Annotated in this window: 13 protein-coding genes; 4 read left to right on the forward strand and 9 right to left on the reverse strand. The window is 71.2% G+C overall.

Annotated elements, in window-relative coordinates; translation table 11 throughout:
* Positions 1 to 30: 30 nt before the first annotated feature.
* The 3 genes from ACFYWX_RS30805 to ACFYWX_RS30815 all read right to left on the reverse strand — a co-directional run bounded on the left by ACFYWX_RS30805 (position 31) and on the right by ACFYWX_RS30815 (position 3,250).
* The gene (locus tag ACFYWX_RS30805) at positions 31 to 1,401 is read right to left on the reverse strand and encodes a VWA domain-containing protein (RefSeq protein WP_389427631.1); all 1,371 of its coding nucleotides are present in this window, start codon (positions 1,399 to 1,401) and stop codon (positions 31 to 33) included.
* Complete coding sequence (locus ACFYWX_RS30810) at positions 1,398 to 2,255, reverse strand: AAA family ATPase (protein ID WP_389427633.1); 858 nt, start codon at positions 2,253 to 2,255, stop codon at positions 1,398 to 1,400. The genes ACFYWX_RS30805 and ACFYWX_RS30810 overlap by 4 nt, the downstream gene beginning before the upstream one ends.
* A gap of 122 nt (positions 2,256 to 2,377) precedes the next feature.
* On the reverse strand, positions 2,378 to 3,250 hold the full coding sequence (locus tag ACFYWX_RS30815; protein ID WP_389427635.1) for an SDR family oxidoreductase: 873 nt from the start codon (positions 3,248 to 3,250) through the stop codon (positions 2,378 to 2,380).
* A gap of 115 nt (positions 3,251 to 3,365) precedes the next feature.
* Here ACFYWX_RS30815 and ACFYWX_RS30820 point away from each other — a divergent pair, with 115 nt between their 5' ends.
* On the forward strand, positions 3,366 to 3,746 hold the full coding sequence (locus ACFYWX_RS30820; RefSeq protein ID WP_389427637.1) for a winged helix-turn-helix transcriptional regulator: 381 nt from the start codon (positions 3,366 to 3,368) through the stop codon (positions 3,744 to 3,746).
* A 24-nt stretch (positions 3,747 to 3,770) separates the two neighbouring features.
* Here the strand turns inward: ACFYWX_RS30820 and ACFYWX_RS30825 are convergent, their stop codons facing one another.
* From ACFYWX_RS30825 to rhaI, 6 genes are all read right to left on the reverse strand, one after another.
* Entirely contained in the window at positions 3,771 to 4,418 is a 648-nt protein-coding gene (locus tag ACFYWX_RS30825; RefSeq protein WP_389427639.1) for a lactate utilization protein C, read from the reverse strand.
* 58 nt (positions 4,419 to 4,476) lie between these two features.
* Positions 4,477 to 5,955, reverse strand: a complete 1,479-nt coding sequence (locus ACFYWX_RS30830; RefSeq protein ID WP_389427641.1) for a LutB/LldF family L-lactate oxidation iron-sulfur protein — start codon at positions 5,953 to 5,955, stop codon at positions 4,477 to 4,479.
* On the reverse strand, positions 5,952 to 6,707 hold the full coding sequence (locus ACFYWX_RS30835; protein WP_389427643.1) for a (Fe-S)-binding protein: 756 nt from the start codon (positions 6,705 to 6,707) through the stop codon (positions 5,952 to 5,954). Before ACFYWX_RS30835 ends, ACFYWX_RS30830 begins: the two co-directional genes overlap by 4 nt.
* A gap of 72 nt (positions 6,708 to 6,779) precedes the next feature.
* Positions 6,780 to 8,216: a rhamnulokinase family protein gene (locus ACFYWX_RS30840; RefSeq protein WP_389427810.1), complete on the reverse strand. Its 1,437-nt coding sequence runs from the start codon at positions 8,214 to 8,216 to the stop codon at positions 6,780 to 6,782.
* Between the two features lie 5 nt (positions 8,217 to 8,221).
* Entirely contained in the window at positions 8,222 to 10,261 is a 2,040-nt protein-coding gene (locus tag ACFYWX_RS30845) for a bifunctional aldolase/short-chain dehydrogenase (RefSeq protein ID WP_389427645.1), read from the reverse strand.
* Between the two features lie 143 nt (positions 10,262 to 10,404).
* A complete protein-coding gene (gene rhaI, locus ACFYWX_RS30850; protein WP_389427647.1) occupies positions 10,405 to 11,565 on the reverse strand; it encodes an L-rhamnose isomerase in 1,161 nt (386 codons plus the stop codon).
* A 261-nt stretch (positions 11,566 to 11,826) separates the two neighbouring features.
* Between rhaI and ACFYWX_RS30855 the strand changes: the two genes are divergently transcribed.
* From ACFYWX_RS30855 to ACFYWX_RS30865, 3 genes are read left to right on the forward strand one after another with little or no spacing between them, the layout of a single operon-like run.
* Positions 11,827 to 13,344, forward strand: a complete 1,518-nt coding sequence (locus tag ACFYWX_RS30855) for a sugar ABC transporter ATP-binding protein (protein ID WP_389427649.1) — start codon at positions 11,827 to 11,829, stop codon at positions 13,342 to 13,344.
* Complete coding sequence (locus tag ACFYWX_RS30860; protein ID WP_389427651.1) at positions 13,341 to 14,381, forward strand: ABC transporter permease; 1,041 nt, start codon at positions 13,341 to 13,343, stop codon at positions 14,379 to 14,381. The genes ACFYWX_RS30855 and ACFYWX_RS30860 overlap by 4 nt, the downstream gene beginning before the upstream one ends.
* Positions 14,374 to 15,360, forward strand: coding sequence for an ABC transporter permease (locus ACFYWX_RS30865; protein ID WP_389427653.1), 987 nt, complete (start codon positions 14,374 to 14,376; stop codon positions 15,358 to 15,360). The genes ACFYWX_RS30860 and ACFYWX_RS30865 overlap by 8 nt, the downstream gene beginning before the upstream one ends.
* The last annotated feature ends 82 nt before the right edge of the window (positions 15,361 to 15,442 follow it).

A 15,442-nucleotide genomic window follows, 5' to 3' on the forward strand; every position in this document is an offset into this window, starting at 1 on the left:
CGCCCGCCGCGCACAGTGCAAGGCATTCGCTCAAACCGGCAGCAACCGCCCCACCAGCGTGTTGAGTTGGCGAGCGTTGCGGCACTCGTGCATCTCGATGAGGTCCGCGTAGGCGAGGGCGGCGGAGTCGCCCGTGCCCCACTGGGCCCGGGGTTCGGGGTTCAACCAGTAGGTGCGGCGGGCCCGCTGGGTGAGGTGGCGTACGGCGGGCAGGTTCGGGTCGCTCATGTTGGTGCGGGCGTCGCCGAGCACGAAGACCGTCGTACGGGGGCTGATCGCGGCGTCGTACCGTTCCGCGAACTCGCCCAGGGCGACGCCGTAGTCGCTGCTGCCGTGCCAGCCCGTGAGGGTGGCCTCGGCGCGGATGCGGGCGCCGAGGCCCTCCGGGTCGGCCGTGCCGTGCGCGAGGAGGCCGGTCACCTCGTCGATGCGGTTGACGAAGGCGAACACCCGCACCTTGCTGAACTGGTCGTGCAGCGCCTGCACCAGCAGCATCGTGAAGTCGGAGAAGCCGGACACCGAGCCCGACACGTCGCACAGCAGCACCAGTTCGGGGCGGGCGGGCCGGCGGCGGCGCAGCACGGGCCGGATCGGCACCCCACCCGTCGACAGCGAACCGCGCAGCGTGCGCCGCAGGTCGATCGTGCCGCGGGCGGCGCGCCGGCGGCGGGCGGCCAGGCGCGTGGCCAGCTTGCGGGCCAACGGCTGGACGGTGCGGCGCAGTTCGGCCAGCCGGTCCCTCCCGGCGTACAGGAAGTCGACCCGGTCGGCGGTCGGGGCCACCGCCCGCCGTGCGATCTCGTCGCGGTCTCGCCGCTCGGCGACCCGGCGTCGCGCCTCCGCCGCCACCAGGGCGCGGAAGGCCTCGATGCGTCGCCGGATCTCGTCCTCCAGGAGCCGGTCGGCGAACCCCGGCCCACTTGACTGTGCGCGCACGCCGTCGCGGACGCGGGCGAGCAGCGTCTGCGGCCTGACACGGTCGAGGGTCTGGTACGACGACCAGCCGTCCGACCCCGGTGAACTCCCGTACCCGCCGAAGCCGTCGACCGCCTCCACCGCCAACTGCCCGAGCAGGGCGGAGTCGTTGGCGGTGAGTGCCGCCGCGAGGCGGTCGCGCAGGTCCTCGCGGTCTGCCGGGACGCCGTCCGGAGCGCCGACGCTCCGCGGGAAGTACAGGTCGAAGACCGCGTCGAACACCGGCCGTTGGCCCGGTGTGTGCAGCAGTGTCGCGGCCAGCCCCTCGCGCAGCAGCCCGCGGTCCGCGAGGCCCAGCGCGGTGACCGCGTGCCCGGCGTCGACGGTCTCGCCGGTGCCGATGCGGATACCGTGCGAGCGGAGCGCCGCGACCAGCCCGGTCAGCCGCGCCGTCACGTCCGGCGGCACGGTCGCGTCCGTCGTCACAGCGCGTCCAGGTCGAGCTTGGCGGCCGCCTTGAGGATGTCGTCCTGGTGCTTGAGGATCACGCCCAGGGTGTCGCGTACGACGGTCTCGTCGAGGGTGTCGGCGCCGAGCGCGAGCAGGGTGCGCGCCCAGTCGAGGGTCTCGGCGACCGACGGCACCTTCCGCAGGTCCATCGCGCGCAGGGCGCCCACCACCCGCACCACCGACGCGGCCAGCGCCTCGTCGATCCCGGGCACCTTCAGCCGGACGATCCGCCGCTCCAGTTCCTCCTCGGGGAAGCCGATGTGCAGGAACAGGCAGCGTCGGCGCAGTGCCTCCGACAGTTCGCGGCTCGCGTTGGAGGTGAGGACGACGAAGGGGCGGCGCGTCGCGGTGATGGTGCCCAGCTCGGGCACGGTCACCTGGAAGTCGCTGAGCACCTCCAGGAGCAGGCCCTCCACCTCGACGTCGGCCTTGTCGGTCTCGTCGATCAGCAGCACCTTGGGGTCGTCGCCGCGGATCGCGGTCAGCAGCGGGCGCGCCAGCAGGAACTCCTCGCTGAAGATGTCCGTGCGGGTGTCGTCCCACGACTCGTCCCGGCCCGCGCTGATGCGCAGGAGCTGTTTGGCGTGGTTCCACTCGTACAGGGCCCGCGCCTCGTCGACGCCCTCGTAGCACTGCAGCCGCACCAGCCGGGCCCCCGCCACCTGGGCCACCGCCTTCGCGAGTTCCGTCTTGCCGACCCCGGCCGGGCCCTCCACGAGGAGTGGCTTGCCGAGACGGTCGGCGAGGAACACGGTGGTGGCGACCGCCGGGGAGGCCAGGTAGCCGGTCTCGGCGAGGCGGGCGGAGACTTCGTCGACGGACGTGAACAAGGGGCCTCCGGCGGTCGCGGGCGAATCGGTGTCCGGGCACCTATCTAAGCGCTTGTTCAGTCGTTCTGTCACGGGACTCTGTCACGGGGCCATGGTCCCGCCGCCGGCGTGCCGAGCCGCGTCTACCGCTGACCGACCACCTCCGGCTCCCCGCGGAACACGGCGACATGGCGGAGGGCCCAGTCGGTGAAGCCGCGGGGTGCGCGGCCGAGGATCCGCTGCACGTCGGGGCTGACGCGTCGCTCGGCGGGGGTCGGTTCGCCGAGGATGTCCAGAGTGGTCTCGACGACCGGCTCGGGCATGAACGCCAGTAGCTGTGCCCGGGCCTCGTCGCGGCTCTGTTCGACGAAGCGGACCGGTTCGCCGAGCGCGGCACCGATCGCCTCGGCTCGCTCGCGGGGCGTGGTGGGCGCGGGGCCGGTCAGCTCGTGGACCGCGCCGCTGTGGCCGTCCTCGCGCAGCGCCACGGCGGCGACCGCGGCGATGTCGGCCGGGTCGACCGTGGGCAGGCCGACGTCACCGAACGGCGCGGCGACGGTCCGCCGGGTGCGCACCGACTCCGCCCACGCGAACGCGTTGGAGTGGAAGCCGCCGGGCCGCAGGATCGTCCAGTTCAGGCCGGACTGTCTTACGGCGTCTTCGATCGCGCGGCCCGTGCCCCCGTGCGAGGCCGACTCCGGCCGGGTCACGACGCCCAGCGAGGACAGCAGCACCACCCGTTCGACGCCGGCCCCCTTGGCCACGTCGAGGATGTCCCGCGGGCTCAACAGGTGGGCGCCGGCCCCACCGTCGTGCAGGAACAACGCCTGAGCGGCGTCGAAGGCGGGACGCAGACTCTCAGGGTCCGCCAGGTCGGCCCTGCGGTGCCGGGCCCCTTCCGGTACGTCCGCCCCCGAGATCCCCCGGGACACCGCCGTCACCCGCTCCCCGGACTCCGCGAGAACCCGTACGAGTTCCACGCCGACGTTCCCGGTCGCACCCGTCACCACGATCATGAGCAACTCCCAACTGTAGCTGTGTGGTTGAGGACGAGAGCGACGCTAACAGCGTCGATATAGTAGGTACCTAGAGGAAAGTGACTTCCCTGGAGGGATGTGCATGGGCGGAGACATGAGCGGACCGGCCACCGCCGGGACCGACCCCGAACGCGCCTGTCCGGTCAGCCCGGTCGTGGACATCGTGTTCAGCCGGTGGACCACACCGATCCTGTGGAGTCTCCACACGCACGGCCGCCAGCGGTTCGTCCAGCTGGAGCGGCGGATCACCGGGATCACGCCGAAAGTGCTCACCCAGCGGCTGCGGCAGCTGGAACGCGACGGACTCGTCGTGCGCACGTACCACCCGGAGGTACCCCCTCGGGTCGAGTACGAGATCAGCGACCTCGGCCTCAGCCTCGCCCCGCTCTTCGCCCACCTCGCCGAGTGGGCCGGCGACAACCTCGCCAGGGTCGAGAAGGCCCGCGAGGCCTACGACGGCGACCCCGCCCACTAGGGAGCCGATCCGGGTGCACCTCGGTCAGTCCTCGCTCACCAGCACCACCTCCAGGGTGCGCGGACCGTGCACCCCCTCCACCCGGTCCAGCTCGATGTCGCTGGTCGCCGACGGACCGGAGATCCATGTCAACGGGCGGGCGGGGTCGAGGCGTTCGAGGGCCTGCGGGACGGAGGAGACCACCTGGTCCGGCACGCGCACGACGCACACGTGGTGGTCGGGGACGAGTGTGATGCGGCGGCGGCCCTGGTCGGGGCCGCCGTCCAGGACGATCGTGCCGGTCTCGGCGATCGCCACCGCGCACGCCGTGACCACGCTGTCGACCTGGTCCAGCTCGTGCGGGGTGCTCTCCGCCCGGTCCGCGACCCGCTCGGCCTCCGCCGCCGTGAGCCACCGAGCCTCCAGACCCGGCGGGACGAGGAGCGTCCTCGTGCCCCGCGCGGCCAGGATCCCCGCGACGGTCGCCGCGAGGTCGGCGGTGGTGCAGCGGTGCACGATCGCACGGTAGTCCGCCAGGTTCTCCGCGAGCAGGTCCACGGTCTGCTCGACGCTCCGGTCGCCGTGCTCGCGCAGATAGCCGCGGTCGACGGCCGACGCGTCCGGGTTTTCGCCCGGCTCCACGTCGGCCAGCGCGCGCCGCACCCGGCCCAGGATCCGTTCCCTGCTGCTCACTTCGCCCCGTCCTTCGTGCCTCGCGTACGCGGCAGGCCCATGGCCCGTTCCCTGCTGCTCACTTGGCCCCGTCCCTTCCACCCCGCGTGCGCTGCCACCAGTCGCGGAACGGCTCCGCCGGCACCGGCGGCAGGTCCCGCGTGCCGCTCCACGCCTTGCCGGGGCCCGGCAGCGAGCGCGGATGGAGCCGGCGGGTGCGGGAGGCCAGCCGCTGGCCGGTGCGCAGCGCGCCCGGGCGGCTGAACGCCCAGCGCGCCGCCCGCATGGCCGCCCGCTCGGCGGCGTGCCCCTTCGCCGGCTTGAGGACCACCTTGTTGCCCTCGCGCGTCACCGGGCCGCCCTCGACGACCCGTTCGCGCAGGTGCACCAGCACCTCGGGGATGTCGATGGCGACCGGGCACACCTCGTAGCAGGCCCCGCACAGCGACGAGGCGTACGGCAGCGAGGCATCGATCTCGCTCTGGGTGCCCCGCAGTTGGGGGCTCAGGATGGCGCCGATCGGGCCCGGGTACACCGAGCCGTACGCGTGGCCCCCGGCCCGCTCGTACACCGGGCACACGTTCAGGCACGCCGAGCAGCGGATGCAGCGCAGGGCCTGGCGGCCGACCTCGTCGGCGAGGGTGTCGGTGCGGCCGTTGTCGAGCAGCACCAGATGGAAGGTCCTCGGCCCGTCCCCGTCGGTCGTCCCGGTCCACGTCGACGTGTACGGGTTCATGCGCTCGGCGGTGGAGGAACGGGGGAGTGTCTGGAGGAACACCTCCAGGTCCCGCCAGCTCGGCACGATCTTCTCGATGCCGACGACCGAGATCAGCGTCTCGGGCAGCGTCAGACACATCCGGCCGTTGCCCTCGGACTCCACGACGACCAGCGTGCCGGTCTCGGCGACCATGAAGTTCGCCCCGGAGACGCCCACCTTGGCGCGCAGGAACTTCTCCCGCAGGTGCAGCCGGGCCGCCTCGGCCAGCTCGGCGGGCGTGTCGGTGAGGCCCTCGGGGGCCGGGCGGCCCCACTCGCCCATCTCGCGGGCGAAGATGTCCCGGATCTCGCCCCGGTTGCGGTGGATGGCGGGGACCAGGATGTGCGAGGGCCGGTCCTTGCCCAACTGCACGATCAGCTCGGCGAGATCGGTCTCGTAGGCGTGGATGCCCTCGGCTTCGAGGGCCTCGTTGAGCCCGATCTCCTGCGTGGCCATCGACTTGACCTTGACGACCTCCGACTCCCCGGTCTCCTTGACCAGTCGCGTCACGATCCGGTTGGCCTCGTCGGCGTCCGCCGCCCAGTGGACCGTGCCGCCCGCCGCGGTGACCGACTCCTCCAACTGGACCAGGTAGTGGTCGAGATGACGCAGCGTGTGGTCCTTGATCCGCTTGCCGGCCTCGCGCAGCTCGGCCCAGTCGGACACCTCCGTCACGGCCTTCGCCCGCTTGGCGCGGATGGTGTGCGTGGCGTGGCGCAGATTGGCGCGCAGGGTCTCGTTGCCGAGGGCCTCGTGCGCGGCCTTGGGAAACGCCGGCATGCCGACGAACGTCCCGCTCATACGGCCGGTTCCTCCTCCGTGCTCGCCAGGATCTCCGCGATGTGCACCGGCCGCATGCCCGTGCTCAGCCGCGCCATGGTTCCGCCGATGTGCATCAGACAGGAGTTGTCGGCCGCGCACAGCACCTCGGCGCCCGTCGACTCGGCGTTGCGCACCTTGTCCGCGCCCATCGCCGCCGAGACGTCGGAGTTCTTCAGCGCGAACGTGCCGCCGAACCCGCAGCACTCGTCGGCGCCCGGCAGCTCCACCAGCTCCAGCCCCTTGACGGCCTGGAGCAGCCGCCGGGGCCGGTCGCCGAGACCCAGCCCGCGCAGCCCGTGACAGGTCGGGTGATAGGTCACCTTGTGCGGGTAGTACGCCCCCACGTCCGTCACCCCCAGCACGTCCACCAGGAACTCCGTGAGCTCGAACGTCTTCGGCACGACCGGCGCCAGCGTGGCCGCGAGAGTGTCCCCGCGACCCTCCGCCCGCGCCCGCTCACCCATCCGCGGATACAGCTCCCGCACCATCGCCCCGCAGGACCCGGACGGCGTCACGATCGCCTCGTACTCCCCGAAGACATCGGAGAAGTGCCGGGCGAGTGGCTCGGCCTCGTGCCGATAGCCGGTGTTGTAGTGGGCCTGCCCGCAGCACGTCTGGGCCATCGGGAAGTCGACCTCGACGCCCAGTCTGGTCAGCAGTTTCACCACGGCGCGGCCGGTGTCCGGATAGAGCGTGTCGTTGACACAGGTCAGGAACAGTGCGACACGCATCGCGGCTCCTTGGGGTCGATCATCGGATGAGTGAAGCCTAGTAGGGAGGCGAGGGCCGGGGGAGGCCCCGACTCACCGTGCGGTGAGCCGGGCCTCCGCGTCACGCCAGCGTTCGGTGCCGCCGAGCGGCTCGAACCGCGTGAGCGGCTGCGTACGGGCGAGCAGGCGTCGCATGTCGGCGCGGTCGCCGACGAGCCCGTGCGCCCGCGCCTGTACGAGCACGTTGCCGAGGGCGGCCGCCTCGGTCGGGCCGACCACCACCGGCAGCCCGCAGGCGTCGGCGGTGAGCTGGCACAGCAGCGCGTTGCGCGTGCCGCCGCCGACGATGTGCACGACGTCGACCGGGTGGTCGGCCAGCCGCTGCGCCTCCTGGATCGCCCGCCGGTGGGCGAGCGCGAGCGAGTCGAGGATGCACCGCGTGACCTCGGCCCGGCTCTCCGGCACGGGCTGCCCGGACTCCCGGCACGCCTCGGCGATCCGCTCCGGCATCCGGCCCGGCGCCAGGAACGCCGCGTCCCCCGCGTCCACCACCGACCTGAGCGCCGGCACCGCGGCCGCCTCGCGCAGCAGCACACCGAGGTCCGGGTCGCCCCAGGCCCGTACGCACTCCTGGAGCAGCCACAGCCCCATGATGTTGCGCAGATAGCGGACCGTGCCGTCCAGCCCCAGCTCGTTGGTGAAATTGGCGGCGCGGCTCTCCTCGGTCAGCACGGGCGCGTCCAGCTCCAGACCGACCAGCGACCAGGTCCCGGTGCAGATGTACGCGAACCGCTCGCTCGTCGCCGGGACCGCCGCGACCGCGGACGCCGTGTCGTGCGAGCCGACCGCCGTCACCGGCACCGGCCCCGTCAGCCCCGTCTCCTCCAGCACCTCCGCCCGCAGCACACCCGCTGCGTCCCCCGGCTGCCGCAGCGGCGCGAACAGGCTCAGGTCGATCCCCAGCCGGGCGGCCAGGTCGTACGACCACTCCCGCGTCCGGGGATCGACGAGCTGGGTCGTCGAGGCGTTGGTCAGCTCGGTGCCCTGCTCGCCCGTCAGCCAGTACGCCAGCAGATCGGGAATGAGCAACAACCGCCGCGCCTGCGCGAGTTGGGCCGAACCGGCCGCAGCCGTCAACTGGTACAGCGTGTTGAACGGCGCGTACTGGATCCCCGTCGCCGCGTACAGCTCGGCGGCGGGCACGGTCGCCCATACCTTCTCCGCGACGCCCTCCGTGCGGGTGTCGCGGTAGTGGACCGGGTTGCCGAGCAGCGCCCCGTCGGCGTCCAGCAGGCCGTAGTCCACGGCCCAGCTGTCGATGCCGACCGAGTCGACCTGCCCAGCCGCCCGCAGCCCGTCCAGCACCCCCGCGTACAGCGACAGCACGTCCCAGAGCAGCCCCTCCGGCACCCGGACCGGCCGGTTGGGGAAGCGGTGCGCCTCCACCAGCTCCAGCGAGTCCGGGCTCACGCGGCCGACCATCACACGCCCGCTGGACGCGCCGAGGTCGACCGCGGCGTACGACCGCACGGCCGTCATCGGAGGAACGCGGCCGCCACACCCGCGTCGACGGGCACATGCAGCCCGGTGGTGTGGGTGAGCTCCCCGCCCGTCAGCGCGAACACGGCATTCGCGACGTGCTCGGGCAGCACCTCCCGCTTGAGGATGGTCCGCTGCGCGTAGAACTCGCCCAGCTTCTCCTCCTCGACCCCGTACACGGCCGCCCTCTTGGCACCCCAGCCACCGGCGAAGATGCCCGAGCCGCGCACCACACCATCGGGGTTGACCCCGTTGACGCGAATGCCGTGCTCACCGAGCTCGGCGGCCAGCAACCGCACCTGGTGCGCCTGGTCGGCCTTGGTCGCGGAGTAGGCGATGTTGTTCGGCCCGGCGAAGACGGCGTTCTTGGAGGCGATGTAGACGATGTCGCCGCCCAGCCCCTGCGCGATCATCGCCCGGGCCGCCTCACGCGAGACGAGGAACGACCCGCGGGCCATGATGTCGTGCTGGAGGTCCCAGTCCTTCGCCGACGTCTCCAGGAGCGGCTTGGAGATGGAGATGCCGGCGTTGTTGACGACGAGGTCCACCCCGCCGAAGGCCAGCACGGCGGCCTTGAAGGCGTCGGCGATCTGCTCCTCGGACGTCACGTCGACGGCCACGGCGACGGCCTTGTCGGCCCCACCGAGCTCCTCGGCGACGGCGGCCGCGTTCTCGGCGTTCAGATCGGCGACGACGACACAGGCACCCTCGGCGACCAGCCGATGCGCGATGGCCTTGCCGATGCCGCTGCCGGCCCCGGTGACGAGCGCGACACGCGTGGCGAGCGCCTTCGGCTTCGGCATCCGCTGAAGCTTGGCCTCCTCCAGCGCCCAGTACTCGATGCGGAACTTCTCCGACTCCTCGATCGGCGCGTACGTCGACACCGCCTCGGCGCCCCGCATCACGTTGATCGCGTTGACGTAGAACTCGCCGGCCACCCGCGCGGTCTGCTTGTCCTTGCCGAAGGAGAACATGCCCACGCCCGGCACGAGCACGATCGCCGGGTCGGCACCGCGCATCGCGGGGGAGTCGGGCAGAGCATGGCACTTGTAGTAGGCGGCGTATTCATCGCGGTACTCGGCGTGCAGTTCCTTGAGCCGCGCGACGGCCTCCTCCAGCGGGGCGGTCGGCGGGAGGTCCAGCACGAGCGGCCGCACCTTGGTCCGCAGGAAGTGGTCGGGGCACGACGTCCCCAGCGCGGCGAGCCGCGGGTGCTCGGCCCGCGCCACGAAGTCCAGGACGACCTCGGAGTCGGTGAAATGCCCGATGTGCGGCCTGTCCTGCGAGGCGACGGCACGCACGTACGGTGCCAGCGCCGCCGCCCGCTCCCGCCGCTCACCCTCGGGCAGCGCCTCGTACCCCGGTACGACGGCCCCGAGGGGCTCCGGCCTCCCCTTCTCCTCCAGGAACGCCTCGGCGGTCCGGATGATGTGCAGCGAGTTGCGCTCGCACTCCTCAGCGGTGTCACCCCAGGCGGTGATCCCGTGCCCGCCGAGCACACACCCGATGGCCTGCGGGTTCGCCTCCTTCACCGCCGCGATGTCCAGTCCGAGCTGGAAGCCGGGCCGCCGCCACGGCACCCACACCACACTGTCCCCGAAGCATTCGGCGGTCAGCTTCTCCCCGTCCGCCGCACACGCGAGCGCGATCCCGGAGTCCGGGTGCAGATGATCGACGTGGGCGGCGTCGACGAGCCCGTGCATCGCGGTGTCGATGGACGGCGCGGCGCCCCCCTTGCCGTGCAGGCAGTAGTCGAACGCGGCAACCATCTCGTCCTCGCGCTCCACCCCCGGATACACGTCGACGAGCGCCCGCATCCGGTCCAGCCGCAGCACCGCCAGCCCCGCCTCGGTCAGGGTCCCCAGATCCCCACCGGACCCCTTCACCCACATCAGCTCGACGTCACCGCCGGTGACAGGATCGGTGTCGGTGCCCTTGGCGGAGGCGTTGCCGCCGGCGTAGTTCGTGTTCCGAGGATCAGCGCCGAGCCGACGGGACCGAGCAAGCAGCGCAGCGGCTTCAGGATGGATGGTCACGCAAAGTTCCTAACTTCTTGAACGAACGCGAGAGGAACGCGCCCCAAAGGGGCGCGGGGCTGTAACGATTTGCGGCTCCGCCGCGTGGGCGCGACCAGCCACAAACGGCCCGCAGCCCGCGAAGAAGAGAACCCGGCAGACGCTCACGCGCCCCAGCCGGCCTGCTCCCCTCCCACCCGCTCGGCAACGATCTTCTCGGCCCACCCGGACGCCTTGTACGCAGCAATGGGGTCGGGGTCCAACCCCATCTCCCCCCGCACTTCCCGAAGCAACGGCCGCACATCCGTGTTGTACGCATCCATCAGCACGGCGTTCGCCTCAAGCACGTCCCCCGAAGCCTGCGCAGCAGCCAACGCCGTCCGGTCGACCAGCAGCGCCTTCGCCGTGGCCTCCTGCACGTTCATCACGGAACGGATGATCGCCGGGATCTTCGCCTCGATGTTGTGGCACTGATCCAGCATGAACGCGACCTCGGAGGTGAACCCACCCCCACGCACGACCTCGTACATGATCCGGAACAGCTGGAACGGATCCGCCGCCCCCACCATCAGGTCGTCGTCCGCGTAGAACCGCGAGTTGAAGTCGAACCCACCGAGCTTCCCCTCCCGCAGCAGCGTGGCGACGATGAACTCGATGTTGGTCCCCGGCGCGTGATGCCCCGTGTCGACCACGACCTGCGCCTTCGGGCCGAGCTTGAGGCAGTGCGCGTACGCCGTACCCCAGTCCGGAACGTCGGTCGTATAAAACGCGGGCTCGAAGAACTTGTACTCGAGCAACAGACGCTGCCCGTCTCCCAGCCGTGCGTACACCTCGGAGAGGCCCTCGGCCAGCCGGTCCTGCCGCCCCCGCACATCGTCCTGCCCGGGATAGTTCGTCCCGTCCGCGAACCACAGCTTCAGATCGGCGGAGCCCGTCGCGTCCATGATGTCGACGCACTCCAGCAGGTGATCGACGGCCTTCCGCCGCACCTTCGCATCCGGATGGCAGATGCTGCCGAGCTTGTAGTCGTCGTCCTGGAAGGTGTTGGAGTTGATGGCGCCGAGCTTCACGCCCCGCTCCTCGGCGAACTTCGCCAGAGCCGCGTAGTCCTCGACCTTGTCCCACGGAATGTGCAGGGCCACGGTCGGCGCCACCCCGGTGAACGCGTGCACCTGGGCCGCGTCCTGAAGCTTCTCCTGGGGGGTGCGCGGCACGCCCTGCTGGGCGAACACCTTGAAACGGGTCCCCGAGTTCCCGTACGCCCACGACGGCGTCTCGATGGCCTGGGTCTTCAGCGCGGCCTTCACCGCGGCGAGCTCGGTCACTTCAGGGCTCCTGTGACATCGGGTTGGCGGGCTTCTGTATGAAACGATTCAGAAGGGGAAGTTATGAGCCCTCCGAAGGGCTGTCAACCCCTCTCTCCAGCCCTCTTCTCCGTGACCGGCACGTGACCTTCGGCTATCGCAACTTTTTCGAGGCGGACCCATTGACGTGACATGGCTGCCATGCCTAACGTCCCGGCAACCCAGTTGAAACCTTTCACGACGCCGTGGCGGCCTCCCGCCGGCGTCGTCGAGGAGCCACCCATGACCCACCCGTCCGACACGGGACCGGCCCCGGTGCTGGCGCTGAAGGACATCTCCAAGTCCTTCGGCGCCGTACGCGCCCTGCGGGCCGTCTCCCTGGAGCTGTTCCCCGGCGAAGTGCACGCACTCGCCGGTGAGAACGGTGCGGGCAAGTCGACCCTGATCAAGACGCTCGCCGGGGTGCACCGTCCGGATGCCGGCCAGGTGCTGCTCGACGGTGAGCCCGTCGTCTTCCACGGACCCGGCGACGCCCGCGACGCGGGTATCGCCGTGATCTACCAGGAGCCCACGCTCTTCCCCGACCTGTCGATCGCCGAGAACATCTTCATGGGCCGCCAGCCGCGCCGCGCCCTCGGCCGCATCGACCACAAGGCCACCCACGCGGCCACGGCCGCCCTGATGACGCGCCTCGGCGTCGAACTCGACCCCGACCGGCCCGCCCGCGGACTGTCCATCGCGGACCAGCAGATCGTCGAGATCGCCAAGGCCCTCTCCTTCGACGCCCGCGTCCTGATCATGGACGAGCCGACCGCCGCCCTGACCGCCAGCGAGGTCGCCCGCCTCTTCGGCGTCGTGCGCACCCTGCGCGAACAGGGCGCCGCGGTGCTGTTCATCTCGCACCGCCTGGAGGAGATCTTCGAGATCTGCCAGCGGGTCACCACGCTGCGCGACGGCGCCTGGATCGCCAGCGAGCCGGTCGAGGGCATGACCGAGGACGACCTGGTACGCCGCATGGTCGGCCGCGACCTCGACGAGCTCTACCCGAAGCAGGACGTCAAGCCCGGCGAGGTCGCCCTCAGCGTCCGCCGCCTGACCCGCGAGGGCGTCTTCACCGACGTCTCCTTCGAGGTCCGGCACGGCGAGATCGTCGGCCTCGCAGGGCTGGTCGGCGCCGGCCGCACCGAGGTCGCCCGGGCGGTCTTCGGCATCGACCGCTGGGACGCCGGCGAAGTGGAGGTCCAAGGGCGCCGGCTGACGAACGGCGCGCCCTCGACCGCCATGGCCGCCGGCCTCGCCCTGGTCCCTGAGGACCGGCGCGCCCAGGGCCTGGTGATGGACATGTCCATCGAGCGCAACATCGGCCTGACCGGACTCCGTACGACCGTGAAGGCCGGGCTGATGGACCGCGGCGCCGAGCGCAGCCGGTCCCTCGACTGGGCCGTCAAGCTCCAGGTCAAGTACGCCCGGATCGCCGACACCGTCAACACCCTCTCCGGCGGCAACCAGCAGAAGGTCGTCCTCGCCAAGTGGCTGGCCACCGGCCCCAAGGTGCTCATCGTCGACGAGCCCACGCGCGGCATCGACGTCGGCACCAAGGCCGAGGTCCACCGGCTGCTGTCCCAGCTGGCCGCCGACGGGGTCGCCGTCCTGATGATCTCCTCCGACCTGCCGGAGGTACTCGGCATGGCCGACCGCGTGCTGGTGATGCACGAGGGCCGGCTCACCGCAGAGATCCCCCGCTCCGAAGCCACCGAGGAAACCGTGATGGCCGCAGCCACGGGGAGGGCCGCCGCATGACGGTGACCGCACCCACGCCCGCCCCCGCCGCCGAGGCGTCCAAGTCCAGCGGCACCCGGCTGGTCGACCGCGTCTTCAAGATGCGGGAACTCGCCATCCTGGTCGTCTTCCTGGTGATGATCGCGATCACCCAGGCCGGCAACAGCGAGTTCCTCTCCGAGCAGGGCATCAAGGACCTGCTGCTGAACGCGACCATCCTCGTCCTGGTCGCCACCGGACAGTCGCTGGTGGTCATCACCCGCAACGTCGACCTGTCCGTCGGCTCCACGCTCGGCATCACCGCCTTCGCCGCCGGCACCTATCTGCAGGGCGGCGGCAACCCGGTCGTCGCGATCGCGCTGGCGGTCCTGCTCGGCATCGGCTTCGGGCTCCTCAACGGCCTGCTCGTCAGCCTCGGCCAGGTGCCCGCGCTCGTCGTCACCCTCGGCACCCTCTACATCATCCGCGGAATCGACTCCATCTGGGTCGGCTCCCGGCAGATCACCGCGGCCGACCTGTCCGGCGGATTCGTCGACTTCGGCTCCGGCGGCATCTCCGCCGTGCCGTATCTCGCGCTGATCGCCGTCGCCGTCGTGGTCGCCACCGCGTACTACCTCAAGCACTTCGGCAGCGGCCGCGAGCTGTACGCGCTCGGCTCCAACCCGGAGGCCGCCCGCCTCGCCGGCATCCCGGTGCGCAAGCGGATCCTCGTCGCCTACACCTTCTGCGGCGCCCTCGCCGGCCTCGCGGGCGCGCTGTACCTGGCCCGGTTCGGCAACGTCGACTCCGGCACCGGCAACGGCTACGAACTCACCGTCGTCAGCGCGGTCGTGGTCGGCGGTGTCGTCTTCACCGGAGGCTCCGGCAGCGTCTACGGCGCCGCGCTCGGCGCGCTGCTGCTGACCTCCATCAACGGTGTGCTGCCCGCCCTCGGCGTCAGCTCCGTCTGGGTGCTCGCCATCAACGGCATCCTGCTGCTCCTCGCCATCGCCGTGGACCGGGTGGTCGCGCTGCGGGTGGCGTCGGCCCTGAAGAAGAGGAACGCCCGCCATGCCTGAGTCCGGATCTCTGGTGAACCGCGCGATCCGCTGGGACACGGTCGTCGGCGCCCTCCTCATCGTCCTGCTCCTGATGTCCTTCTCCTTCGTCGACGGCTTCGGCAACGCCTTCAACCTGTCGTTCCTGATCGGCAGCGCCCTGCCGGTCGCGCTGGTCGCGCTGCCGATGACGCTGCTCGTGGTCTCGGGCGAGATCGACCTGTCGGTCGCCTCCACGGCGGGGCTCTCCGGCGCGGTGATGGGCGCCCTGTGGAACCAGGGCATGACCATCGAGACGATCATCCCGATCTGCCTGCTCATCGGCGTGGTCTGCGGGCTGGTCAACGGTCTGCTCGTGACCCGGCTCGGACTGCCCTCGCTCGCCGTCACCATCGGCACCATGGCCGCCTACCGGGGTATCGCGCAGATCGTGCTCGGCTCCGACGCGGTGACCGACTTCCCCACGCAGTACCTGGACTTCGCGGCCGGACGCATCGGCGACACGTTCATCCCGTACGCCCTCCTGCCCTTCCTGGTGCTCCTGGCGATCGCCGTGGTAGTCCTGCACGCCACCCCGTTCGGGCGGTCGCTGTTCGCGATCGGCGCGAGCGAGGAGGCGGCGCGGTTCGCGGGTGTCCGGGTCAAGCGGCAGAAGCTGATCCTGTTCACGGTGACGGGGCTGATGGCCTCCCTCACCGGGGTGTTCTGGGCGCTGCACTACGCGAGTGCCCGGTACGACAACGCGACGGGGTTGGAACTGTCCGTCATCGCCGCCGTGTTGCTCGGTGGTATCGACTTCGACGGCGGCAAGGGCACGCTCGGCGGCGCGATCGCGGGGGTCTTCCTGCTCGGCGTGCTGCAGAACGTGATGAGCCTTCAGGATGTCTCCGCGCAGTCTCAGATCGTCGTGACCGGTGTGCTGCTTGTCGTGTCCGTGCTTGGACCTCGGGTCGCGCGGCAGATTTCCGTTGCTCGGGCGGCGGCCAGCTCCACTGGATAGGTCGTCTTTCGAAGTTGCGGCCGTCTGTGGCTGGTCGCGCCCACGCGGCGGAGCCGCATATCAGTAACAGCCCCGCGCCCCT

Source organism: Streptomyces sp. NPDC002888 (assembly GCF_042888465.1).
In the GTDB taxonomy this organism is placed as follows: Bacteria; Actinomycetota; Actinomycetes; order Streptomycetales; family Streptomycetaceae; genus Streptomyces.